Annotated in this window: 17 protein-coding genes; 1 reads left to right on the forward strand and 16 read right to left on the reverse strand. The window is 65.8% G+C overall.

Going from position 1 to position 23830, the window contains the following annotated elements:
* Window positions 1–2 precede the first annotated feature (2 nt).
* Window positions 3–2150: a tetratricopeptide repeat protein gene (locus tag FLL57_RS15025; protein ID WP_142883289.1), complete on the forward strand. Its 2148-nt coding sequence runs from the start codon at window positions 3–5 to the stop codon at window positions 2148–2150.
* Window positions 2151–2162: 12 nt separating this feature from the next.
* Here the strand turns inward: FLL57_RS15025 and FLL57_RS15030 are convergent, their stop codons facing one another.
* The 16 genes from FLL57_RS15030 to FLL57_RS15105 form a co-directional block, all read right to left on the reverse strand.
* Entirely contained in the window at window positions 2163–3965 is a 1803-nt protein-coding gene (locus tag FLL57_RS15030; RefSeq protein ID WP_142883290.1) for a thiamine pyrophosphate-binding protein, read from the reverse strand.
* 23 nt (window positions 3966–3988) lie between these two features.
* Window positions 3989–4795, reverse strand: coding sequence for an SDR family NAD(P)-dependent oxidoreductase (locus tag FLL57_RS15035; protein ID WP_142883291.1), 807 nt, complete (start codon window positions 4793–4795; stop codon window positions 3989–3991).
* Window positions 4792–5721 carry a nucleotidyltransferase family protein gene (locus FLL57_RS15040; protein ID WP_142883292.1) on the reverse strand — a complete coding sequence of 310 codons (930 nt, stop codon included), beginning with the start codon at window positions 5719–5721 and terminating at the stop codon, window positions 4792–4794. The genes FLL57_RS15035 and FLL57_RS15040 overlap by 4 nt, the downstream gene beginning before the upstream one ends.
* The gene (locus tag FLL57_RS15045) at window positions 5718–7202 is read right to left on the reverse strand and encodes a PfkB family carbohydrate kinase (RefSeq protein ID WP_142883293.1); all 1485 of its coding nucleotides are present in this window, start codon (window positions 7200–7202) and stop codon (window positions 5718–5720) included. Before FLL57_RS15045 ends, FLL57_RS15040 begins: the two co-directional genes overlap by 4 nt.
* 5 nt (window positions 7203–7207) lie before the next feature.
* Entirely contained in the window at window positions 7208–8263 is a 1056-nt protein-coding gene (locus FLL57_RS15050) for a zinc-binding dehydrogenase (protein WP_142883294.1), read from the reverse strand.
* Between the two features lie 150 nt (window positions 8264–8413).
* Entirely contained in the window at window positions 8414–9466 is a 1053-nt protein-coding gene (locus FLL57_RS15055; RefSeq protein WP_142883295.1) for an alpha-ketoacid dehydrogenase subunit beta, read from the reverse strand.
* Window positions 9467–9476: 10 nt separating this feature from the next.
* Complete coding sequence (locus tag FLL57_RS15060; protein ID WP_142883296.1) at window positions 9477–10454, reverse strand: thiamine pyrophosphate-dependent dehydrogenase E1 component subunit alpha; 978 nt, start codon at window positions 10452–10454, stop codon at window positions 9477–9479.
* Complete coding sequence (locus tag FLL57_RS15065) at window positions 10451–11110, reverse strand: class I SAM-dependent methyltransferase (RefSeq protein ID WP_142883297.1); 660 nt, start codon at window positions 11108–11110, stop codon at window positions 10451–10453. Before FLL57_RS15065 ends, FLL57_RS15060 begins: the two co-directional genes overlap by 4 nt.
* A gap of 8 nt (window positions 11111–11118) precedes the next feature.
* Entirely contained in the window at window positions 11119–12156 is a 1038-nt protein-coding gene (locus FLL57_RS15070) for a GDP-mannose 4,6-dehydratase (RefSeq protein ID WP_142883298.1), read from the reverse strand.
* A complete protein-coding gene (locus FLL57_RS15075; protein ID WP_013501197.1) occupies window positions 12153–13091 on the reverse strand; it encodes an NAD-dependent epimerase/dehydratase family protein in 939 nt (312 codons plus the stop codon). The genes FLL57_RS15070 and FLL57_RS15075 overlap by 4 nt, the downstream gene beginning before the upstream one ends.
* Window positions 13092–13232: 141 nt before the next feature.
* Entirely contained in the window at window positions 13233–13901 is a 669-nt protein-coding gene (locus FLL57_RS15080; RefSeq protein WP_013501196.1) for an SIS domain-containing protein, read from the reverse strand.
* Between the two features lie 123 nt (window positions 13902–14024).
* Complete coding sequence (locus FLL57_RS15085) at window positions 14025–14957, reverse strand: FkbM family methyltransferase (RefSeq protein ID WP_142883299.1); 933 nt, start codon at window positions 14955–14957, stop codon at window positions 14025–14027.
* A gap of 151 nt (window positions 14958–15108) precedes the next feature.
* Complete coding sequence (locus FLL57_RS15090; protein ID WP_013501194.1) at window positions 15109–17787, reverse strand: DUF1522 domain-containing protein; 2679 nt, start codon at window positions 17785–17787, stop codon at window positions 15109–15111.
* A gap of 307 nt (window positions 17788–18094) precedes the next feature.
* Window positions 18095–19702: a hypothetical protein gene (locus FLL57_RS15095; RefSeq protein WP_013501193.1), complete on the reverse strand. Its 1608-nt coding sequence runs from the start codon at window positions 19700–19702 to the stop codon at window positions 18095–18097.
* 8 nt (window positions 19703–19710) lie between these two features.
* Complete coding sequence (gene flgK / locus FLL57_RS15100) at window positions 19711–21582, reverse strand: flagellar hook-associated protein FlgK (protein WP_047308633.1); 1872 nt, start codon at window positions 21580–21582, stop codon at window positions 19711–19713.
* Between the two features lie 40 nt (window positions 21583–21622).
* Window positions 21623–23473: a flagellar hook protein FlgE gene (locus FLL57_RS15105; protein WP_047308632.1), complete on the reverse strand. Its 1851-nt coding sequence runs from the start codon at window positions 23471–23473 to the stop codon at window positions 21623–21625.
* Window positions 23474–23830 lie beyond the last annotated feature (357 nt).

Below are 23830 nucleotides of genomic sequence, written 5' to 3' on the forward strand. Positions count from 1 at the left end.
GAATGCAGCCCGGACGCAGCAAGGCCATTCCCACCGGCAACCGGACCGACAAGGCGTACGAGCCGGTGGTGCTGCTGATGCGTGCCCGGGTCCTGCATCAGCACGGCCAGCTCGACGAAGCGCGCTCCGCCTACAAGAAGGTGCTGAAAAAGGCGCCGGACAATTTCACCGCGCTGCACTTCTACGCGCTCGCCGAATATCAGAGCGGCAATCTCGAGATCGGCATCCGGTCGCTGAAGCGCGCGCTGCTGATCGAGCCGGGATCTGCCCAGGCGCATTCCGACATGGGCATCATGCTGATCGCCTCGGCGCGGTTCGCCGAAGCCGTCGCGGCCTGCGACAAGGCGCTCGCGCTCGATCCTGCCCTTGCGCTCGCATACGCCAATCGCGGCATCGCACTGGCCAGCCTCGCCCGCCACGCCGAGGCGATCGAGAGCTTCGACAGATCGATCGAACTGCTTCCCGGCCGCACCGATAGCTGGAACGATCGCGGCAACGCGCTGCACAAGCTCGGCCGCTACGACGAGGCGCTGGCGAGCTACGCCAGGGCGATCGAAATCGACCCGCTCAACGACATCGCCTTCATCAACCGCGCCACGACGTTCAAGGAACTGAAGCAGTTCGCCCAGGCGCTGGCGTGCTACGACCGCGCGCTGTCGATCGGCAAGCGGCCGGTCGAGGCCGGCATCGCCCGCGCCGAGACGCTGCTGTTCATGAAGAACGTGAAGGATGCGCTGGCGACCTGCACCGCGGTGCTGCAGGTCGAGCCGAACTCGGTGCCGGCGCTGACGCTGCTCGGCAATTGCATGGCCGCGCTCGGCGACGCCGAGACCGCCACCACCCTGCACAGCCGCGCGCTGGAGCTGCGCCCGAACTTCGAAGCGGCGATCTCGAGCAAGATCTTCTCGATGGACTTCTGCGCCGGTTCGACCATCGAGGCCCAGCAGGCGACCCGCAAGACCTGGTGGACGCAAGTCGGCGCGCCGATCTACCGGGCCTGCGCGGTGCCGCCGGCCAACGACCGCGATCCCGACCGCCGTCTGGTGGTCGGCTACGTCTCGGCCGACTTCCGCGCGCACTCGGCGGCGTTTTCGTTCCGCCCGGTGATCGAGCATCACGACCGCAGCCAATTCGAAGTGGTGCTGTACTCGGGCGTGGTGATCCCCGACGACGTCACGCGGGCGTTCGAGGCGACCGCCGACAAATGGCGGGACATGACCCACATGACCGACCAGCAGCTCGCCGACCAGATCAAGCAGGACAAGGTCGACGTGCTGGTCGATCTCTCCGGCCATTCCGGCGGCAACCGGCTGCGCGTGTTCGCCCGCAAGCCGGCGCCGGTCCAGGTCACCGCCTGGGGCCACGCCACCGGCACCGGCCTGCCGGTGATGGACTATCTGCTCGGCGACCCGGTGGCGATCCCGGTCGAAGACCGGCACTTCTATGCCGAGGCGATCTACGACCTGCCGTCGATCGTGATCGTCGAGCCGCTGCCCGACGAGTGGCGCTCGCAGAACCTGCCGTTCGACCGCAACGGCTATCTGACCTACGGCTCGCTGAACCGGATCTCCAAGATGTCGGACGCGGCGATCGAGGTGTGGGCGCAGTTGCTCGCGGCGGTGCCGACGTCACGGCTGATCCTGAAGGATCACCAGATCGACGATCCGGCGGTGCGACAGACGCTGCTGGAGAAGTTTGCCGCGCGCGGCATCGCGGCGGACCGGATCACCCTGCTCGGATCCAGTTCGCGCCAGGACCACCTCGAAACCCTCAAACAGATCGATCTCTGCCTCGACCCGTTCCCGCAGGCCGGCGGCGTCTCGACCTGGGAAGCGCTGTACATGGGCGTCGCGGTCGTCAGCCGGCTCGGCAACGCCGTCTCCAGCCGGGTCGGCTGTGCGGTGCTCGCCGCCGCCGGGCTGCCGGATTTCATTGCGGCCGACGATGCGCGCTACATCGAGATCGCCAGCAAACCGGACCTGGAGCGGCTGCGCTCGATCCGGCGCGGCCTGCGCGGCTTCATCCTGGAGCGCTGCGGCCCGGCCGCCTACACCCGCGCGGTAGAGGACGCTTACCGGACGATGTGGAAGCGCTGGTGCGCCACCCCGTTCGACGAAGCCAAGGACCGGGCGCTGCGCCGCGGGCGCTGAGCCCATTTCGCACTACACCCCCGCGCCGCCGCTGTGCTTCGGCGCGGTGCCGGCGACGAACGGCGCGATCAGCATCTCGCGCTTGATCAGCTCGTCGTCGATCGCCGGCAACTGGCTTTCCAGCGGCGCGCCGAACTTCAGCACCGGATACAGCTTCTGCGCCGGATTGATTTCGACGTTGCAGAAAACCGGCCCGTTGCGGGCATAGACCTCGCGGAGCTGGCCGGCGATGTCGGCGCTGCGGCTGATCGTGACCACCGGCAGATCCATCGCCTCGGCAACCTTGTGGAAATCCACGAACGACAATCCGCTCGGCGCATCGACGCCGACATAGTGGCCGTCGAGCCAGGTCTCCAGCGTCTGCTTCTGGATGCCGTGACCGTGATTGTTGAACAGCATCAGCCGCACCGGCAGTTGGTGCCGCTTCAGCAGCGCCAACTCGCCGAGTGACAGCATCAGCCCGCCGTCGCCGATGATGCAGGTGACGCCGCCTTTCGTCTGTACCGCAGCCCCGATCGACGCCGCCAGCGCGTAGCCCATCGCGGTGTTGTTCCAGTCCGAGATCAGCCGCTGCCCGCGCTTGATGCGAAAGCCGTTGCAGGTCCAGGTCAGGTTGCCGCCGGTGTCGACATAGAGCAGTTCATCGGCGGACGCGGCGTCGCTGAGCTTGTCGATGAAGTCGTAGGCGTCGACAAAGCCGGCATTGTCGGGCGCGGGGCCGGGCCGATCGTCCGGCAGCGCGCTGCGCCAATGCGCGATTGTACTCAGCCACGCGTCTCGCGGCGGCGCCGCCTCGATCGCGGCGAGCAGCTTCGGCACGAAGTCATCGAGCCGCGCCGCGATCCGGGTCGCGATGCGGATGCCGCGGTCGTCGAACTTGTCCATCTCTCCGCGGCTGGCGTCGACCATCACGATCGTCGCCTCGCGGGCGAACGACGGCAGGATGCCGCCGGTGACGTTCTGCGACAGACGGCTGCCGAGGCACAGGATCAGGTCGGCGTTCTGCACCGTGAAATTGCCGAGCCGCGGCCCATAGACGCCGAACGGCCCGACCCGCAGCGGATGATCGGCTGCGATCAGATCGGTCGCCGCCCAGGTAGTCAGCACCGGCATGCCGAGGCGGTCGACGAGCTGATCCAGCATCGACCCGATCCGCGGCGTCGACAACCCGCCGCCGAGAACCAGCACGGGACGTTTCGCGCGCGCGATCAGCGGCAGCAGCGCCGCAATCTCTGCGTCGAGATCGCTGGATGCGGTTGCCGGTTCCGGCGTGAAGCCAGCGAGCGCGTCGGGGTCGATCTCGGCGCGTTGCAGATCGTCCGGCAGATCGATCAGCACCGAACCGGGCCGGCCTTCGAATGCGAGGTAGTACGCCTTCTCCAGATGATAGCGGATGGTGGTGGGATCGGAGATCTGCACCGCGTATTTGGTGACGGTGGCGAAGATCGAGGTGACGTCGGTCTCCTGAAAACCGAGCTGGCGGATCTGATTCTTGCCCTTCAGCCGATGGGTGGCGACCTGCCCGGTGATCATCAGCGTCGGCACCGAGTCGTAGTAGGCGCAGCACACCCCGGTCAGCAGATTGGTGGCGCCGGGCCCCGAGGTGGTGATGGCGACGCCGAGCTTGCCGGTGGCGCGCGCATAGCCGTCGGCAGCGATCGCAGCGGCCTGCTCGTGCTGCGGGAAGATCGGGGTGACGTCCGGATGGCGCTGGGCGGAATCGAACATGTGCACCGCGGCGCCGCCGGAAATCCCGAACACATGGGTGACGCCGCGCCGCGCCAGGAAGTCGATGACATAGTCGGAGAGCTTCACGCTTGTCCTCCTTGCGCGGCCGATCAATTGCCGTGGCGGCGCAGCTTGTAGATGTTCGGATCGGCGGCGAGCCGTTCGGTCAGCGCCGCACCGCCGCCGCGCCAGGCATCGTGCACCACCGAGAAATTGCGCCCGCCGGTCGCCGCGCGGCCCGCCTCGAACGCCCATTCGATGCAGCCGAAGATGTCCTCGTAGGACGTTCCCTGCGCGCCGCTGTCGAGGAACTCCAGGGTGCGGCGGAGATTGACGCCGGCGTCGTCACCGGCCTCGACGGTCTGGCGATGGATCTTGGTGTTGACCCAGCCGGTGCCGACCGCGATCGCGTGCACGTCAGCATATTCGTCGTCGAGCAATTCGCACAGCTTCACCAGCATCACCTTGCCGAGGCAATAGGCCGAGTAGTTGCGGAACGGGCCGTTGATGCCGCCACCGACCAGGAATGCGACCTTCGCGGTCGATGCTTGTGCACGGAGCGGATGCAGCGCATGCAGCAGCCGGATCTGCGCAACCGAATTCAGCGACAGCGACGCCGCCCAATCCTCGAAATCGCGCCCGAAGAAATCGCCGATCGGCGACAGTTGCCCGGCGGCGCTGATCAGCCGCTCCCACGGTTTGCCGAGCGATGCGATCTCCGCCGCCGCGCTGCGGACGCTGCCGGGATCGGTCAGATCGCAACGCACCAGATGGATGCCGGCATCGGCCTTCAGCTCGTCCAGATTCTCGCTGGACCGATAGGTGCCGATGACATCGTAGCCCCGCGCCCGATAGAGCTGCGCCAGCCTGACGCCGATGTCGCTGGAGATCGCCGCGATGACGACACTGCCGCTCATCGCTGGCCCCCATAGGTCTTTGCCGCAGCCTGCGCGAAGGCTGTGGCGAGAGCGCCGTTGTTGTCGGTCATCAGGCCATACCAGGGATCGTCGCTATTGGTCTCCGTCATTGCGAGCCGAAGGCGAAGCAATCCAGAGGCGCCATGCGCGGGGCTGAATTGCGTTGTCGGCGGCGCCTCCTCGCAATGGCGGGCAGAGTTTTCGAACTGAATAGCCGCAAGCGGAAAATCGAGCTGCGCCAGCGCCAGGCTGGAGGGATTGCCGATGTCGCGATGATAGCTGCCATTGTGGAACGCGAAGATCCGCCCCATGAACACAGGCAGCACTTCGGTCGAAAAATCGACTACCGGCTTGCCGAGCGAAGCGATGAAGTCGATCACCTCGGGCTCGACGAGATAAACCGCGGCGTTGGCGAGGTTGCCCTTGGGATGCTGCGGCTTCTCGTCCATCTCCAGCACGCGGCCGGCGGAGTCGAGCGTGAGGATGCCGCAGCTCTGCGGCTGATCGGTGACGAAGCTCATCATCGTCATCGCCGTATCGGCGGGGCGCTGCGCATGGGCGGCGAGGAAGGCGCGCGGACCGAACAGGCTGAGATTGTCGGCATGGGCGAACAGCGTCGGCCCCTCCGTGAACCTCTCGCGATGCCGCAGCAGCGTGCCGGCGGTGCCGAGCAGCGTGGCTTCGGGCGCCAGGATCACCCGCCCCGACCACGGGCTGCGGCGGATGTACTCGCTCACCAGCTCGGCGTGATGGTGCAGATTGACGACGATCTCCGAGAACCCTGCCTCGCTCAGCATCTGCAGCCACAGCCCGAGCAGCGGGCGCCCTGCGATCGGCATCAGGCATTTCGGCAGCACGTCGGTGAGCGGCGCGAGCCGCGTGCCGAGGCCGGCCGCGACCAGCAGCGCCTTGGCACTCCCGCTCACGTGTCGAGCTCCCGGATGATGTCGCGCGCGGTGACCGGGATGTTGCCGATCCGGCCGACCTGACAGGCGGCGGCGATCGAGGCGAGATAGGCGCTGCGCCAGATGTCGGTGCCGATCGCCAGCGCCAGCGCGGCGCAGACGAAGAACGAGTCGCCGGCGCCCGCCGCATCCTTCGGCGCGGTGTTGAACGCCGGCAGCCGGTCGGTCACCACCGTGCCGGCGCTGCCGGTCTCGGCGTGCACCAGCAGGCCCTCGGCCGCCAGCGTCAGGATCACGTTCTTGGCGCGTGCCTTTTCGCGCAAGCCTTCGACCAGCACGACCAGACCGGAATCGAAATCGCGCATCGCCAGCCGCGCCTCGCGCTCGGTCGGCTTGATCAGCAGCATCTCGGTGAAGCGTGAGATGTCGCCGACCTGCGACGATGATTGGCTGTCCGCCACCATCGGGACGCCGCGGGCGCGGCACGCCTGCCCGATCGCCTCGACCAGCCGAGACGGCAGGCAGCCGTAGTTGAAATCGGAGAACACCACCAGATCAGTCGTCGGCAGCCGATGCTCGATCGTCTCCAGCATCCGCGTCTGCAGATCGGCATCGACGTCGTGCTGCTTGAGATGGCTGACGCGCAGCAGCGTCTTGTTGCCGGCGCGGAACCGCTGCTTGGTGGTGGTCGGCCGGCTCTCGTCGGTGAGGATGGTGGCATCGACGTTGTAGGAGGCCAGCCGCTCCCGGGCGAAATCCGCCATCGCGTCGCCGCCGCCGACGGTGAGCAGGCCGACCTGCGCGCCCATGCCGGCCACATGACCGGCGACGATGCCGGCGCCCCCGACGAACAATTCGCGCAGCACGGGAGTCACCACGATGGTCGGATCTTCCTGCGACAGGCCGAGCGGATCGCAAGCGATGTATTCGTCGACGATCAGATCGCCGATCACCAGCACGCGCAGCTTCGGAAATCCGGCCAGCACGTTCTTCAGTTCAAGCAGCTCGAAGCGATGCCGACGCGGATAGTCGAGCGGCTTGACGATCGACGACGGATTGAATTCGCGGAACTCGCGCTTGATCAGATCGAGCGACGAAAACGCAACCTCGCCGGAGGAGAACACCAGGCGGCCGCCATAGCCATCGAGCACCGCCTTTTCGGGATTGTCGGCGCCCTCGTGCTCCTTGCCTTTCACCACGACATTCGGCTGCAGCGCCGCGATGAAATCCTCCGCAGCATCGTGCAGCAGGAAGGCGTGGTCGACCACGCCGATCGCGCGCACGCCTTCGAGCCGCAGCTCGGCCGGCAGCATCCAGTCGTAGCCGGGATCGGCGGTGACGCCGACCACCAGATAGTCGCCGCAATCGGCGGCGAATTTCAGAAGCCGCAGATGGCCGGGGTGGACGATGTTGAAATTGCCCGACACGAACACGATGCTGCGGCGGCGCCCGGCTTTCTTCCGGATCTCCGCGAGCGTGGTGCCGGTCTCGGGATGCAGCATCGTCGTCACCTCAACGACGGGTCGATTTCGATCAGCGGGCGCACGCTGCGGCGATGTTCGAGATCGTCCAGCGCCTCGTTGATTTCGTCGAGTGTGTAGCGCCGGGTGAACATCGCATCGAGCGGCAGCTTGCCGTCGCGATAAAGGCCGGCCAGCAATTCGATGTCGCGCTCCGGCTTGGCATCGCCTCCCCAGGTGCCGAGGATCCGTTTGCCGCAGATCAGCTCGAACGGGTCGAGCGCGATCTTCTCGCCGCTGCGCGGATGCGAGGCGAACACGCACAGTCCGCCGAACCGCCGGGTGGCGTCGAACGCCTGCTCGATCACGCGGGTGAGGCCGGCGGACTCGATCGCGATGTCGACGCCGAGGCCGCCGGTGAGCTTGCGGATCTCCTCGACCGGATCGCTTCGCGAGGCGTCGATCACCGTGGTCGCGCCCAGTTCTGTCGCCATCTTCAGCTTGGCGGCTTCGACATCGACCGCAATCACCTGCTTGCAGGCGAACAGCTTGCAGGCCATCAGCGCCGCGAGCCCAATGCCGCCGAGGCCGAACACCGCCAGCGTCGAACCGGGCTGCGGCTTGGCGATGTTGATGACGATGCCGGCGCCGACCGGCAGCGCGCAGCCGAACAGCACCGCGACATCCATCGGCAGCCCGGCCGGCAGCGGCGTGAGACGGTTTTCCGCGACCACGGCGTATTCGTTGAAGGTGGTGACGGCGCCGGCGTTGATGACGCGCTCCCCGCTGGGATAGCGCACGCCCTGGGTGTCGGCGCCCTGCCCCTTGATCCAGCCGAGAATGACACGGTCGCCGCGCCCGACCTTGGTGACGCCGGTGCCGATCTCGACGACGACGCCCGAACCTTCATGCCCAAGCATATGCGGCAGATAGCGATCCGGCCCGCGTCCGCCGCGCGCTTCCATCACCTGGCTGTGGCAGACGCCGGAGTAAGCCAGCTTGACCAATACCTGTCCGGCCGCGAGCGGCGGCGCCTCGACCGTCTCGATTGAGAGCGGCTGGTTCAGCTCGGTCAGCACCGCGGCACGAAAGGTCACGGACATGACGGCCTCCGCCTATTCGAGTCCCGCCCTCGCCCCGTCATTGCGAACGAAGCGAAGCAATCCAGGAGCTCCGTGCACTGAGCCAGTGGATTGCCTCGTCGGCTTCGCCTCCTCGCAATGACGGTGAGAGATCGTGCCATCATCGCGCCCTCAAAACGGTCCCGAGAACCAGGTGCCCGGCACGTCGTGCGGGAAACTGCGCTGGGCGATCAGCGAGGCGGTTTCGACCTCGCGTCCCAGCATGTCACCGACGGCCTCGGCGATGTGCTCGGCACGGACGTGGTAAGTCTTCGTCAGCGCCGGGCTGGTGGCCTCGGGCACGTCCGGCGCCGCGAGCCGCTGCGGCGCGCATTTCAGGCTGGCGAAGTGATCGGTCGCGATCCGCGCCACGATCTCGCCGGCGACGCCGCCGGTCAGATGCCCGGAATCCAGTGCCAGCAGCCGCCCGGTCTTCTGCACCGAGGCAATCACTGTCGGCCAATCCAGCGGACGAATGCTGCGCAGATCGATCAGATCGCAGGCAATGCCTTGGGCCGCCAGATGATCGACCGCGTGCAGCGCTTCGACCGTCATATAGCTCATCGCCACGATCGTCACCGCATCGCCCTGGCGCACCACACGCGCCTTGCCGAGCGGGGTGCGGACATCGCCCGTCGGCACCTCGCCCTGCATATTGTGCAGCCAGCGATGCTCCAGGAAGATCACCGGGTCGTCGTCGAAAATCGATCCGAGCAGCAGGCCCTTGGCGTCCTCCGCGGTGGTCGGCATCACCACCTTCAGCCCGGGAATGTGCGCGAACCAGGATTGCAGGCTCTGCGAATGCGTCGGGCCCTGACCCCAGCCACGGCCGATGATCATCCGGATGGTGATCGGCACGCCGCGCTTGCCGCCGAACATGAAGCGCCATTTGGCGGCATTGTTGACGAGCTGATCGATCGACAGCAGCGCGAAGTCGAGCCGCTGATGCGTCATCACCGGCCGCATCCCGTTCAGCGCCGCGCCGATCGCAAAGCCGGTCATCGCCGCTTCCGAGGTCGGCATGTCGAACACCCGGTCCGAGCCGAACTCTTTGTGCAGATCGAGCGTGGTGCCGAACACGCCCTTGGGATCGTCGGTGCCGAGGCCGAAGCAGATCACGTTCGGATCGGCCGCCAGCGCGGTGGCCAGCCCATCCCGGATCGCGGCGGCGAAGCTTGTTGCCATTCCGCCCTCCTCAGCCTGCGGTCGACGCATAGACGTCGGTGAAGGCGTCTTCGGGCGGCGGGAACGGCGAGCTTTTTGCGAAGGCGAACGCCTCCTCGATCTCGGCATCGATCTCCGCCTGCATGTCGGCGACGTCGGCGTCGGTGACGATGGCTTCGGTGATCAGCGCGCGCTGCAGCGCCGGCACCGGATCGCGCAGCTTCCACGCCTCGAACTCGGCAACGCTGCGATAGCCGATTTCGTTGTCATAGTTCGGGCCGCAATGCTCGCGCCAGCGATAGGTCTCGAACTCGTAGAACCGCGGCCCCTCGCCGGACCGGATCGCTGCCACCCCTTCGCTCAGCGCGGCATAGACCGCGCGCGCGTCGTTGCCGTCGCCGTGATGGGTGGTCAGGCCGAAGCCGGCGACCAGTTCGGACAGCTTACGCCCCGGCGGCTGTCGCACGCTCAGCGGCGAATACACCGAGTAGCCGTTGTTCTCGCACAGAAACAACACCGGGAGCTGCTTCACCACCGCGAAGTTCACCGACTCGAAGAACACGCCGGTCTCCGGCACCGCGTCGCCGAGGAACACGCAAGCGATCTGCCCGGTGGCGTTCAGCTTCATCGGGTAGGACAGTCCGATGCCGACCGGCACGGTGCCGCCGACGATCGCGGTCGAGCCCATGAAGCCGACGCTCTCGTCGATCAGATGCATCGAGCCGCCCTTGCCGCGGGCGCAGCCGGTGACCTTGCCGTAGATCTCGGCGATCATCGCCTTCAGCGATCCGCCCTTGGCGAGATAATGCGCGTGGGCGCGATGCCCGCTGACCGCAAGATCGGTCGGCCTCAGCACCGCACCTGCCGCCGCGGCGACCGCCTCCTGCCCGACCGACAGATGCGTCGGGCAGCGCATCTTCTGCTCGCCGTAACGCGCCGCGATGGTCTCCTCCACGCTGCGGATCCGCAGCATGTCGAACAGCAGGCGGCGCGACGTCTCGGGGTTCATGGGATGAACCAGTAGTAGTCGCCGGTGTAGCCGACCTCGGCGAAGAACGCCTTCCACTCGTCGACATGCATGATGGTCTGCGCGGTCAGGTTCCACGCCGTCATCCGGCGCTTCTCCTCGTCGTCGCGATAGGCATCGACGGTGATGAACGCGCCCTTGCGCGCGACCCGCTCGATCTCCCGCAGCGCGGTCGCGCAGTCGTCGCGGACGAGATTGTGCACGGTGTTGATCGAGATCACCACGTCGAACGACTTATCGGCGAACGGCAGCTTCACCGCGCTGGCGACGCCGACATGCGGCTTCATGTCGTCGATCGCGTGGGCGATGGCGTATTCCGAAACGTCGACGCCCTTCACGGTGATGCCGGGGATCAGTTCGGCCATGTCGTGCAACATGAAGCCCTTGGCGCAGCCGACGTCGAGCACCGAGGACGATGCGTCGAGGCCGAAATGCTGCTGGAAGGTCGGGATCACCGGCTGCCAGAACCGCGGCATGTAGTTGAAGCCGCCATAGCCGTGGCGGCGGTCGCCGTCGAAGAACTCCTTGCCGAATTTGCGCGCGATCGCACGGTCTTCTTCGGACTTGGTCTGGCCGCGCTCGTCGACATTGCGCTTGGTACGCGGATAATTGACGAGCAGATCGATTTCCTGACCCATCGCGGTCCTCAAGGCTTGTGCGCGTAGTCGAACGGCTGGCTCTTCAGTTCCTCGAACCAGCGATCGATCCAGGCGATCGTCTGTTCGATGCCCTGCTCCAGCGTGATCTGGTCGCTCCAACCCAGCTCGCTGCGCAGCTTGCTGCTGTCGAGCTTGTAGGCGGCGTCCTTGCCGAGCCGCTCGCCGACGATCTCGACCTGGTCCTCGAACCGCGCCCCCATCATCGTGCAGATCATCTCGACCAGAGCGCGGATGGTGACGATGCGGTCGGTGGAGATGTGATAGCTGTCGCCGAGCTTGCCGTTGCAGGCGATCCGCCGCGTGGCGTCGGCGACATCGGCGGCATGGATGAACGAACGCTCCGAGGTGCCGCCGCCGTGCAGTTGCAGTTTGCGGCCGAGCTTGATGAACAGGATGGTGCGCGGCACGATCCGGTACAGCCGCTGCCCGGGGCCGTAGACATTGGCGGCGCGGGTGAACAGCACCGGAAAGCCGTAGGCACGGAAATACGAGCGCAGGCTCATGTCGCCGGCCGCGCGCGACACCGCATAGGGCGTCGACGGATCGAACACCGCGTCCTCGGTCAGCGTGCCGGTGGCGTTGCCATAGACTTCCGGCGTGGTGACGTGGACGTAGCGCTCGAGGAAGTCGCAAGTCCGGAGCCGCTCGTGCAGCCGCACCGTCGACACCACATTGGTCATGAACCAATGATCCGGGTTGGCCCAGCTCTCGCCGACCATGCTCTGAGCTGCGAAATTGATGATGCAGGGAAACCGCTCGGCGGTCACCATCTGCATGATCGCGTCGAGATCGTGATTGAGGTCGAGCCTGTGAAACCGGAAGCGGTCGGCATTCTTCCAGCGATACGGCAGGAACGCCGGGTGCGGCTCGTCGGAGCGGCTGATGCCGACGACCTCGGCGCCCTGGTCGAGCAGATAGCTGACCATCGAAGCGCCGGTGAACGAGTTCGAACCGATCACCAGATATTTGTCGAAGCCCGCGCGGGCCATTGCACACGGCGCGGACGCGGGAACGATACCGGTCACGCCTGCAGGCTCCGCTGCATCCAGCGCAGATTGTAGTGACGGTCCTCGTTCTTCAATTCGCCGCGCTGGAACTTGACGATGATCTCGCGGATCGCGTCGTTGACCGTCTTCTTCGGCTTGAAGCCGGTCGCCAGCAGCTTGTCGGAGTTGATCCGGTAGGAGCGCGGATCGTTCGAGGCGGTGACGGTGATTTTGGTCGGCACCTGCGCATCGACCATCCTGGCGATGTCCAGGATCGAGATGTTCTCGAACCCGGCATTGTAGATGCCGCGCAGTTCGGGCCGGTCGAGCAACATCAGATACAGGTCGGTGATGTCGTCGATGTGGATGTTGGGGCGAACCTGATTGCCGCCGAACACGGTGATCTCGCCGTTGGTCAGCGCCTGCATGGTCAGCATGTTGACCGAGACGTCGAGCCGCATCCGCGGCGACGGCCCGCACACCGTCGCAGGCCGCACGATCTGCACCGCCATGTCGCCGGCATAGCTGAGCATCACCCGCTCGGCCACCATCTTGGTCTTGTTGTATTCGGAGATCGGCTCCAGCGTCAGATCCTCGGTGACCTGCTCCTCGTCCTTGATGCCGTAAACGCTGCCGGACGAGGCGTAGACGAAGCGCTGGATGCCGGCGCGCGCGGCGCGGTCGGCGAGCTGCATGGTGGCGAGCGCGCTGATCTCCCAGGTCAGCTTGGGATCGAGATCGCCGCACGGATCGTTGGCGACCGAAGCGAGATGCACGATCGCGTCGATCCCGGAGAGATCGATCGAGCTGGTATCGCGGACGTCGCCGCGCACGACGGTGAGCGCGGGATGCGGCGGCAGATCGTTGCCGAACCACATGATGTCGAACGCCACCACCTCGTCGCCGCGCGCCAATAGCTTCGGCACCAGCGTGGTTCCGACGTAGCCGCAGGCGCCGGTCACCAGGATCTTCATCGTGTCGTTCCCACCGATAAGCCAGCCCCACAGCGCGCCGAATCGGGACGCGGGCGAATCAACTCAGCTCTGAATGCAAGAGATACACGCATTTTTGCATGCCCTGATAGGGCCGCGCAGATCGCCGCCCGGCCCGGCCGGTCAGCCGGCCGCGGGCAGCGGCACGCGCTGGCCGCAGGCGAAATCGAGGATGGCATGGCAGATCGTCAGATGGCCCAGTTCGACGAAGCCATATTGGTCGGAGGCCAGATAGAAATTGATATCGCCCTCGCGGCGCAGCGGATTGTCCGCCGAAAATCCGCTCAAGGTAATCACCCGGCAGCCGCGCACACGGGCCGCGGCCACCGCGTTGAGGATGTTCGGGGATCGGCCGGACGAGGAAATCGCGATCAACAGATCGCCTTCCTGCGCGAACAGCTCGATCTGCTTGGCGAACACCTGCTCGTAGCCGTAGTCGTTGCCGAGGCAGGTCAGCATCGCGCCGTCGTTCAAGCAGAGCGCCCGCATGCCGCCGTTCTTGGAATAGTCGGTGGCCATGTGGCTGGCGATCGCGGCGCTGCCGCCATTGCCGATGAACATCAGCTTGCGGCCATCGGCATGCACTTCGCGGGCCCAGGCGATCACCAGCGAGGCGGCGACTTCCTGCGCGAACGGGCGGCCTTCGCAGTCGGAGGCCTGCGCGGCGGCGAGCGTCGCCCGGAGGTGGTCGTAATAGCCGAGCATCTGCCGTTTCGACAGCAGCGGCGTCGCGGCGACGTCGTCAGCCACGTCGTCGGGAACGGGAGCGGTGCTGTTACGCGACTGCGTCATCGGCGTCCTCGGCATTCCGAACCATCACGGTTGCGCGTGATTCGTTAGCAATGTGTAAATCATGACCGGCCGCCGCCGCGCAGCGTCCCGCGCCTCGGAATACTACCTGGCAGGCACGAAGGGTCATGACGGCGACAACCCGGGGATCGCATCCCCGGCGGTGAGGAACGCGCTGCCCTGTTTGTAGGAGGTCGGCAGATCAGCCAGCGTCTCCGCCCGGCGCCAGCCGGTCTTCTGCGTGAACAGGTGCACACCGGCGCCGCGCGCATAGTCGAAGATCGCCGCGGCATTGGCGTCGCTGCCGATCTCGAGCATGACGTCGATCGTCGCCCAGCGTTCGCGCGGCAGCGAGGTGATGATCACCGCCTCGTGGCCTTCGGCGTCGATCTTGGCGAAGTCGGCGTTTGCGGCGATGTCGTCGAACGCGGCGAGGCGGACCTTGAAGCGGTCGATCTCGCCATAGGGATCGAGCTTGGCGCCGGCGATGTGGCTGCCGGTGGTGTTGCCGCGCAGTCGGAGGAACTCGGCCTCGCCGGCTTGTGCCGACACCGCCGCTTCGTTGACGTGGACGGTGGTGACGCCGTTGGCGCGCATATTGGCCTGAAACAGCGCGACGTGCTCCGGGTCCGGCTCGTAGGTTTCGACCGCAAAGCCGCAGCGAGCCATTATCAGGCTGTGCAAGCCGATATTGCCGCCGATGTCGGCGACGCGCCGATAGCGGCCGCGGTTCTGCCAGTAGAACGAAAACAGGATCAGTTCGTCGAGCCCGAACAGGTCGAGCGAGTCCACCGCACCCATCCGGTGATAGGGAAAGCTGATCGGCCCGAACGGCCCGAACCGCACGTCGCGGCCGCCGCGCCCGAACAGCGCCACCACGGCGCTACGCGCCGCCGAAGCCAGCGCCGTGTAGGCGGCACCGCCAGGGGCGTGATGCCGCGCCAGCTCGGGCAGCGCGGCGATGATGTCGGCGAGGATCTGGTCGGGAGCCGGTGCGCACGGCACCGGCGCGCCCGAAGGCGCAGCGACGAAATCGGCCGTCGGGGCGGTGTCGGTCATGCAACGGCGCCGTTTCCAGGAGAACCCGAATCACCTGCACCTTACTGCATCGCCGCCCGCAACACGAACCTCGGGGCAGCGCCAGCCGGGCAGAAAAAAGGCGGCAGGGTCGCCCCCGCCGCCTTCGGTCGTTCGATCGGCTACGCCGCGATTAGCGGAGGAGCTGCAGCACGCTCTGCTGCGACTGGTTGGCCAGCGACAGAGCGGACACCGCAATCGACTGGCGGGTGGTCAGCGCCTGGCTGTTCGCCGCTTCCTCGTTGGTGTCGGCCAGCGTCAGATTCGACGAGCCGGTCTGCAGCACCGCGATCAGGTTCTTCGAGAAGTCCTGACGGGCCTGCACGATCGACAGGTTCGAACCGAACGCGGAGGCCTGCGAGCGGAGCGAGGTCGAGGCCGTGCTCAGCTTGTCCAGGACCGCGTTGGTGGCCTTGTTGTCGATGAAGTCGACGCCCGAGGTCAGGCTCGACAGGCCGAGGCCGGTCGGGTTGAAGGTGACGCCCTGGATCGAGATCGTCGACTTGCCGGTTTCGTTGAACACCAGCTTCAGGGTGTCGCCGTTCAGCAGGTTGACACCGTTGAAGGAGGCATCCTGCGCCGTGGTCTTGATCTGCTCGAGCACGTCGTTGAACTGCTTGACCAGACCGGCGCGGGTGTTCTGGGCGTTGACGTCCGCCACCGGTGCGGTCGGCACCGAGAAGGTCAGGGTCGAGGCCAGAGTGCCGCCGATCACACCGCCGTCCGCGCCACCCAGGGTGTGGGAAGCGTAGTCGTTCGACGCCGAGATCGTCAGCTTGCCGGTGGCGTTGTCGATCGACGCCGACATGTTGTTGGCCGACAGCGCGGTGTTGAGCTGGGCCAGCGACTTGACGGTGCCGTTGGTGCCGTCACCCAGGGTGACATTGACGCCCGCGCCGCCGTTGAACGACGTGAAGGTCAGCGTCTTGCCGTTCAGGCTGCCGGCCGCAGTGCCGCGGGCCGCCTTGAACGAGTCCGAGGTGCCGCTCGAGCCGGTGAGGCCGAGCGCCGACAGGGCGTTGCCGGTGCCGCCGCTGATGCTGAGATCAGAGGCCAGACCGGTCGAGATCTTCAGCGAGCCGCTGGAGATCGTCGAGTTGGCGGTGCCCTGCGCGGTCGAGATCACCGCACCGGAGTTGCCGAGGGTCGCGGTCCGCACGCCGGTGGCGAGGTCGATCGCCTTCAGCACGTCATCGAGCGTACCCTTCTGCAGGTACACGGTCGAGTTGCCGGCGCCGTCGGTTTCGATGTTGCCGCTGATGCCGGTGTGGCTCGATGAGGCGGCCGGGGTGCCGGCATTCTTGAACGTGATGGTCTTGCCGTTCACGTTCAGGGTCGAGCCGTCCTGGATCAGCGTGCCCAGCGTCGAGGCGCTGGTGGTGCGCTGCTTGGTCAGCGTCAACGGACCGGTGCCGGAGGCGGTGGTCAGACCGAGGTTCTTGAACAGATCGGTGAAGCCGGTGATGTTCAAGTCAGCGCCGGTCGAGCTCTGGATCGTGGTGACGCCGCCGGTGGAGGTCGACGCCGTCTGGCCCGAGTTGGTGCTGATGGTGGCGACGCCATTGGAGATCGTCGCCGACTTGACGCCGTTGGCGAGATCGATCGCGGTCAACAGATCGCCCACCGTGGCATTGGTGAAGTTGGTCTGGTTGCCGAGATAGATCGTCGAGTTGCCGTTGCCATCGGTACCGATGCGGCCGAGGACGCCGGTGCCGGACGCGATGTTGTTGCCCTGCGGCGCATCGGCAGTCTTGAAGGTGATGGTCTTGCCGTTCACCGTGAGCTGAGTGCCGTCAGAGATCGACGTGCTGGTCAGGCCACCGTTGGTGTTGAACAACTGGGTCGTCGACGAGATCTGCTGCGTCGATGTCGCGGCCGCGGTGGTGTTGATGGTCTGAGCGGTCAACCCGAGCTTGGTGAGAACGGTACCGCCAGAGTTGTCACCGATCGTCAGCGGGCTGTTGGTGCCGGTGTGCAGGGTGATCGCACCTGCGGTGACGGTCGAGGTCAGGCCGGAGTTGTTGTTGATGGTGTCGATGGTGTCGAGCAGCGAGTTGACGGTCTGGTCGATACCGATCGTGTAGTTGCCTTCGCTGTCCTTGCTGGCAGCGCCGGCGGTCGTGAAGGTGATGGTCTTGCCGTTGACGGTGATCGAGTCACCCGAGGCCGGACCGGTCGCCGTCGAAGTCGCGCCGTTGGTCAGCTCACTGATCAGGTTGGTGCCGGCCGCGGTCGCACCGGCAGTGCCGACAGTGAGAGCGCTTCCCGCCGCGGAGTTATCGACGGCTGCCGCGACCACGACGGGCGTGCTGGGATCGGACGCGATGCTGACGATCGCGCCGCCGAGCGTGTCGGTCGAGGAGGCCGCGGTGGTGCCGCCGGCGGTACCATCGAAGATCACGTTCGAAGTCGCAACCGCGTTGCTGAAGCTCTGGGTGCCGCGCAGGTCGTCAGCGGTGGCGCCGGAGATGGTCGCCGACACGTTCGACTTGGTGGAATAGCCGGAGGTGGTCTGCAGCGCCTGGTTGGCGATCGACTTGGCACTGTCCACCAGCTTGTTCAGCGAGGTGATGCCGGTGTTGGCGGCCTGCAGGATCTGCACGCCGTTGCCGATGCCGTCGAGCAGGTTGTTGATGTCGCTGGCGCGGCTGTCGAGCGAAGTGGCGGTGAAGAAGTTGGTCGGATTGTCGAGCGCCGTGTTCACCTTCTTGCCGGACGACAGGCGGCTCTGGGTGGTGGCGAGCAAGTCGGCCGTGGCCTGAAGCGACGAGAGGTTCTGGCGGACGGCGTTGGATAGAACGATACCGGACATATTAAAGCTACCTTCCTGGTGTGCTAACGCGATCTTCTTGATCGGCCGCGGCACCTTGACCGGCAGAGTCTAAAATTCTGTAAAGTGGGAACAGCGGCTTTGATGGAAGGAATCGCCCGTAAAATCACTGGTTTGTGCAAAATGACACGCGCCGCGAGACGGCTCACACAGCCTCGCAAGACTACGTGGTTGGTCGTGATCCGTGAGCGTTTAGGAGGACTTGTGCTGCACATGCGGCAGCTAAGCGACACCAAACCGGTCGCCGCAGGGCCGCCGGAGCGGCGGCCCGCCGTTCAGAGATAATTAACTAGAGGAACTTGACGAGGCTGAGCTGATAGAGTTGCGACGTCGTCTGATACGACGCCTGCAACGCGGTCTGCAGCGCCAGGATCTTGGTCGCGACCTCGTCGTTGTTGATGCCCTCGATCGAACTCAGCATGGTCTGCGCCAGCGCCTTGCCCTGGACCTGCCGATTGCTGGTCGCCTTGATCGAAGCCTGGGCGCCGGCCAGTTCGGCCTGCATGTTCTGGATCGACTGCTCGCCCGGCACCACCGCGAGATTGGCGGCGACGCGCTGGTTCAACCCCGCGATCTTTCCGGAGCTGTAGGGATCGGTCGCCGACGTCGTGACGGCCGCGAACACCGCCACGGTCTGCAATTGCTTGCGCAGCGCCTGTTCGTCGGCGCGGGCGCCGTATTGCACCGTGATGGCGTCGTCGATCTTGGCGACCGCCGTTCCACGCGCTGGATCGCTCGCGGAGTCCGGTTCGCCATTGTACCAGAAGATGGTATTGGCCTTGGTGCCCGCGACCTGCGAGGTGGCGGCGCCGAACGGCGCGGTGCCGGCGACCCGCAGCGGCGGGGTGTTGCTGAAGAAGTCGTCACCGGCCTTGATGGCGGAGGCCGCAGCCAGCGGCCCGTTGGCGAGCTTCTTCACCTCTGCGGTGAGCGCAGTCTGCAGATTGGTCGCGGTGACCGAGGACGACGGCGCCACCGGCGGCACCGCCGTCGGCGAGCCCTGATCGATCGCGAAACAGCCGTCCGGCAGCGGGGTCTTCGACGACGCCGTCAGGGTGATGGTCTCCTGCGTCCCGTCCGGCATGTCGAAGGTGAACTTCACCACGTCGCCGTCGTTCGGGATCACGCCGTTGAGATCGACCGTCATCGCCTTCGGATTCGGCGCAGCCGGCGGCGTGGTCGGCGGCGTCTCGGTCGGCTGCGTCACCACCGCGCCACTGATCGTGGTCGAGATCGCGTTCAGCTTCATCCCGAACGGCGACGGCCCGATCGGATCGGGGAGCGCATACGGGTTGGCGGCGAAATCCTCGCCGATCTGCACCGCGGTCGCCGTCGCACCGGCCGACACGATGGTCCGGCCCATGCCGTCGGTGCCGACGTCGGCGTCGTGGCGCTCCCTGACCACCTGTTTCAGACCGGCGATCGCGGCCCCGTCACCGTCCATGATCTTGTCGGCGGCCGTCACCGGAGCGGTGTCGGTGACCCGTCCGCCGAACAGATAGCGGTCGCCGACCTGCGCGTTCAGCATGTCGACGGAATCGAAGAAGTCGAGCGCCGCGGTCCGCTGTCCCGGGGTCTGGCCGGTGTTGTCGAGTGTCGAACCGGCACTGACCGCCGCGCCCTTCACCTCACTGCTGATCTCGGCCATCCGCTGCAGCGACAGATTCGCCACGCTGATGCGGGTGGTAATGTTGGTCATCGTGTCGCTGTAGCTGGCGATATTGGCCATCTGAGCGCGCAGCCCGATCGCCAGGCTGCGCCCGGTCCCGACGCCGGCATAGTCGTTCGAAATCCGCCCGCTCGAGAGTTGCTGAGTCAAGGTCTCGAGCTGGCTGCGGAGATTGAGGATCCCGGTTCCGATGTAGGAGGTACGCCCGCTTACGCCGTCGATCGCCATGGCTCGCCTCAAATCGCCTGCATCAGGGACTGGTACATCTGATTGATGGTCGACATCACCCGCGCGTTCGCCGCGTAGGCGTTCTGCAGCGACAGCAGATGCGCCATCTCCTCGTCCATATTGACGCCGGAGGACGCCGAGAACTTCTGCTGCAAGGTGTTGAGCACCACGTTCTGCCCCTCCGACAATTGCTTGGCGGCGGCCGCGTTGGAGCCCTGCTGACTGACGAACTGCTGGAGGTAGCTCTGGAGCGACCCCTTGAACGGCGCGGTGTCGGAGCCGATGCCGGTGGCAGCCGAATAGTAGTACTTACTATTCATCATCTGCTTGATCATGAAGTCCGGGCGGGCGGTGTCGCCGGCGGCGGTCGCCGGCGAGGTCGAATAGACCACCAGCTTGGAATTGTCCTTCACGAGGTCGGCATTGACCGAGATCCGCTGCGCGTAGCCGGTCATCTGATTGCCGGCGACGTTGATCGATCCGGAATAGGGAGAGCCGTTGTCGTTGAACAGCGGCACCTCGACGCTGCCGCCGGCCAGCCCGGTCACCGTCGTCGTCACCGAGGCCGAATTCACCGTCGAGAAGCCGGCGTTGTCGAGCACGTTGATGTTCGGCGAAGTGCCGGTGAACTGCAGGTTGCGGCCGTACAGCGCGGCGTTGAGCTGAGACTCCACCGAGCCGGACACACCGGAGAAGTCGATGCCGACGACGTAGTCGTTGGGATCGTTGGTCGCGGTCTGCGGCAGAGGCAGCAGCCTGGGATCGTCCACCCGAACGACGGTGACGGTGTGTTGTAGTCCGGTGGCGACGTCGGTGTAGGCGATGTTGATGGTATTGCCGCTCTTCATGCCCGAGAGATCGAGCGCGAACCCGGCCGAGGCGCCGGAGGTCACCGGCGTGCCGGCGGTGGTCTTGTCCGACAGCGAGCTGGACAATGTGGCGGCGAACTGGTCGAGCTGGGTCTGCGCCGTCACCAGCGTGTTGTCGCGCAGCTCGATATAGGCGGCCATCTTGCCGGATTTCAGCGAGCTGGTGATATCGATCGTCGAACCGCTGGCATAGCTCACCGTAACCGAGCCGAGCTCGCTGAGCATGCTGTTCGACGACCAGGTGGTCCCCGGATTGACCGTCCCCTGCGCGTCGAACGACAGCGTGGCCGCTTCCATGCCGGCGAGCTGGACACCGGACCCGGTGAACACCGAGACCTGGTTGGCGCCGTTGGTCACGATCCGGATATCCATCAGTTGCGAGAGCTGATTGATCGCCTGATCGCGCTGGTCCAGCAGCGCCGCAGTCGCTGCGTCGGTCGACGTGCCGCCCTGCGGATTGGTCCGGATCTGGGTGTTGATGGTGGCGATCTGTTTCAGCAGATTGTTCGCCGTTCCGACCGCGTCGGTCAGCCCGGCCTCGCAGCCGGAGCGCAGCGTCTGGATGCCGTTCGACATCGCGTTCAAACCGGCCGCCAGCGCCTGGGCCGCGTTCAGCACCCCGATCCGCGCCGACGTGCTGTCGGGGCTGGTCGCCAGCGCCTGCATCGCCGTGGTCAGGCCGTTGAACGAACTTTCCAGCGTGCCGGTGGAGTTCGGGTCGCCGAACAACCCCTGAAGCTGACCGAGAAAATCGGATCGGAGCGACGCATAGGAGGCGCCCGAGATCTCGGTGCGAAGCTGCGCCAGCACGTAGTCGTCGAGCTGGCGGTTGATGCCGTTGACCTGGACCCCGGTCCCGGTCTGGCCGGAGACGGTGACGCCCTGGTTGACGGTCTTGCGGACGTAGCCGGGGGTCTCCGCGTTGGCGACGTTCGACGACACCAGCGACATCGAGGCCTGGTTCACGCGCAGGCCGGCCATTGCGATCGAAAGTGCGTCTCCGAGACTCATGACTGGCTACCCGGGTTCGAGGTCGACGCCGCGCGACCGCTCAACGCATCACGTTGAGCAGGTCCTGCACCATGGTGTTGGCGGTGGTGATGACTTTGGTGTTGGCCGAGTACGCCTGCTGGGTGACGATCAGCTTGGTGAACTCGTCGGCGATGTCGGTGTTGGAGGACTCCAGCGACGCGCCCGAGATGCTGCCGCCCTTGCCGAACAGCGCCTCGCCGGACTCGTTGGTGGTTTCGAACGCACCGCCGTCGATGCGCTTCAGGAAATTGGCGCCGTTGAAGGTGGCCACGCTGACCTCGGCGAGATCGATATTCCTGCCGTTCGAATAGCTGCCGACGACGCGACCTTGGTTGCTGACCGAAACGCTCACCAATTGGCCGGCGGCGTAGCCGTCCTGCTTCAACTGGTTGACCTGCACGTTGCCGTTGCTGTCGGAGAACTGGGTCAGACCGCCTGTGCCGATCGCCATCGTCAGGTTGCCGAGGCTGATGCCGTTCACCGTGACGCCCGGCAGAGTGACCTGGCCGACCACCGGCTGCATCTGGCCGGTGCTGCCGAAGGTGAAGTTGGTGCCGACGTTCACCCAGGCGACGTCCGATCCGGTCGCATTAGGATTGGTCTGATAGAACAGGTTCCAGGTGTCGGTGCCGCCGACCGCAGCCGACGCGACCTTGGCCCAGCGGAACTGCAGGCTGACCGGAGCGCCGTTGCCGTCGTAGGCCGTCAGCGCACCGCCGGCGATCGACTCGTCCAGGAAGGTCTGGTTGTCCGAGCCGATCACCACGCCGGTACCCGCCGTGCCGCCGCCGCCGCGAAGCGCGGTGATGGTTCCGGTGAAGCCGAGCGCATTCCATGCGGTCGAACTCGACGACGACAATTGAATGTCGTTGGCGAGGCCGCTGTTGATGGTGACGACGCCGCTCGCGACGTTGGACAGGTTCGGCGCGGCGTTGCCGGTCAGACCGTCGATCGCCGCCAGCAGGGTGGAGATGCTGCCGCCATTGAGATCGACATAGGCGGTGTCGGGAGCCGAACCGGCGCTGCCGCCGGCGCTGGAATCGTAGAACGCGACGGTCTTGTCGGTGGTGACGCCGCCCGTCGTCGTCTTCACCGTGATGGTATCGCTCGCGGTGAAGCCGGCCTGCAGCGAGTCGGTGCCGCTGGCGGACTTCAGCAGGGTGGCGCCGGTCACTGCCACAGCGGGGGTTTGGAAGTTGGTCCGCGCGGAGCCGAGAATGCTGGTGTTTGTATAGGGAGCCGCAGGCGTGCCAAGTGGCCGCGGATTGGACACGAAATCGGCCGGGCGCAGCAATTCAGAGCCGACCACCGACTTGTTGGCCTTGGTCGTGAGCGGATAGCTGGCGAGGTTGGCGCGATAGTCGATCTTGGTGGTCGCCTGCGACGGAAGGAAGTCGTTCTGGAATTTCAGAATTTGCGGCACGCTGCCGGCCGGGTTGCCGGTACTCGGATCGATCGGCACGCCCTGCAGATAATAGCCGGCGCCGTTCACCAGATAACCGTTCTTGTCGAGCGAGAAGTCGCCGCGGCGGGTGTAGTTGTTGACGCCTGCAAAGATCGGATTGTTGTCGGTGAACGAAGCGGGCTTCTGGACGACGAAGAATCCCTCACCATTAATGGCCATGTAGGTCGACACGGCGGCCGACTGCACCGAGCCGGTCAGCGTGTTGGTCAACCGCGATTCAGCGTTCACCGAGCCGGCGAGTTGCTGGTTGTTGCCCGTCTGCGGGATCAGATCGAGGAACGAGGTGTCGATGCGCTTGAAGGCCGTGGTCTGCGAGTTCGCGATGTTTCCGGAGATGTTCTCCAGCGCGTAGGAGTTGGCGCGCAGGCCGGCGACCGACGTGGTGAGAGCGCCGAAAATACCCATTACTGACTTCTCCCGATGCGGCCGCCCGTGGCGGCTGTTGACAGCAAAATCCAGCAACGCTTCCCGCAAGCCTCATGCCAACGAACAAAACCGAACAATTTCAAACGATTGACCGTCACCATGGCGGCTCGTGCCAGGGCGGTTTTGCCGGGTCGGGCAACAATTGCCGGGATCGTCCGGCGAAATTCGCCCCACCTGGATGCCAAGGGAACCAAACCCGAACCGGCGCGTTTCAAACCGGGACAGCAGGGGTTGATCGGGGGATCACTTGGCTGAAGACACGCCCGGAGGGCGCTCGGGCCGCACAGACGCGGGCCAAGACAGTCTGTTTCTGGGCCGCGGCGAACTCGCGTCACT

Source organism: Rhodopseudomonas palustris (genome assembly GCF_007005445.1).
Classification (GTDB): Bacteria; Pseudomonadota; Alphaproteobacteria; order Rhizobiales; family Xanthobacteraceae; genus Rhodopseudomonas; species Rhodopseudomonas palustris_G.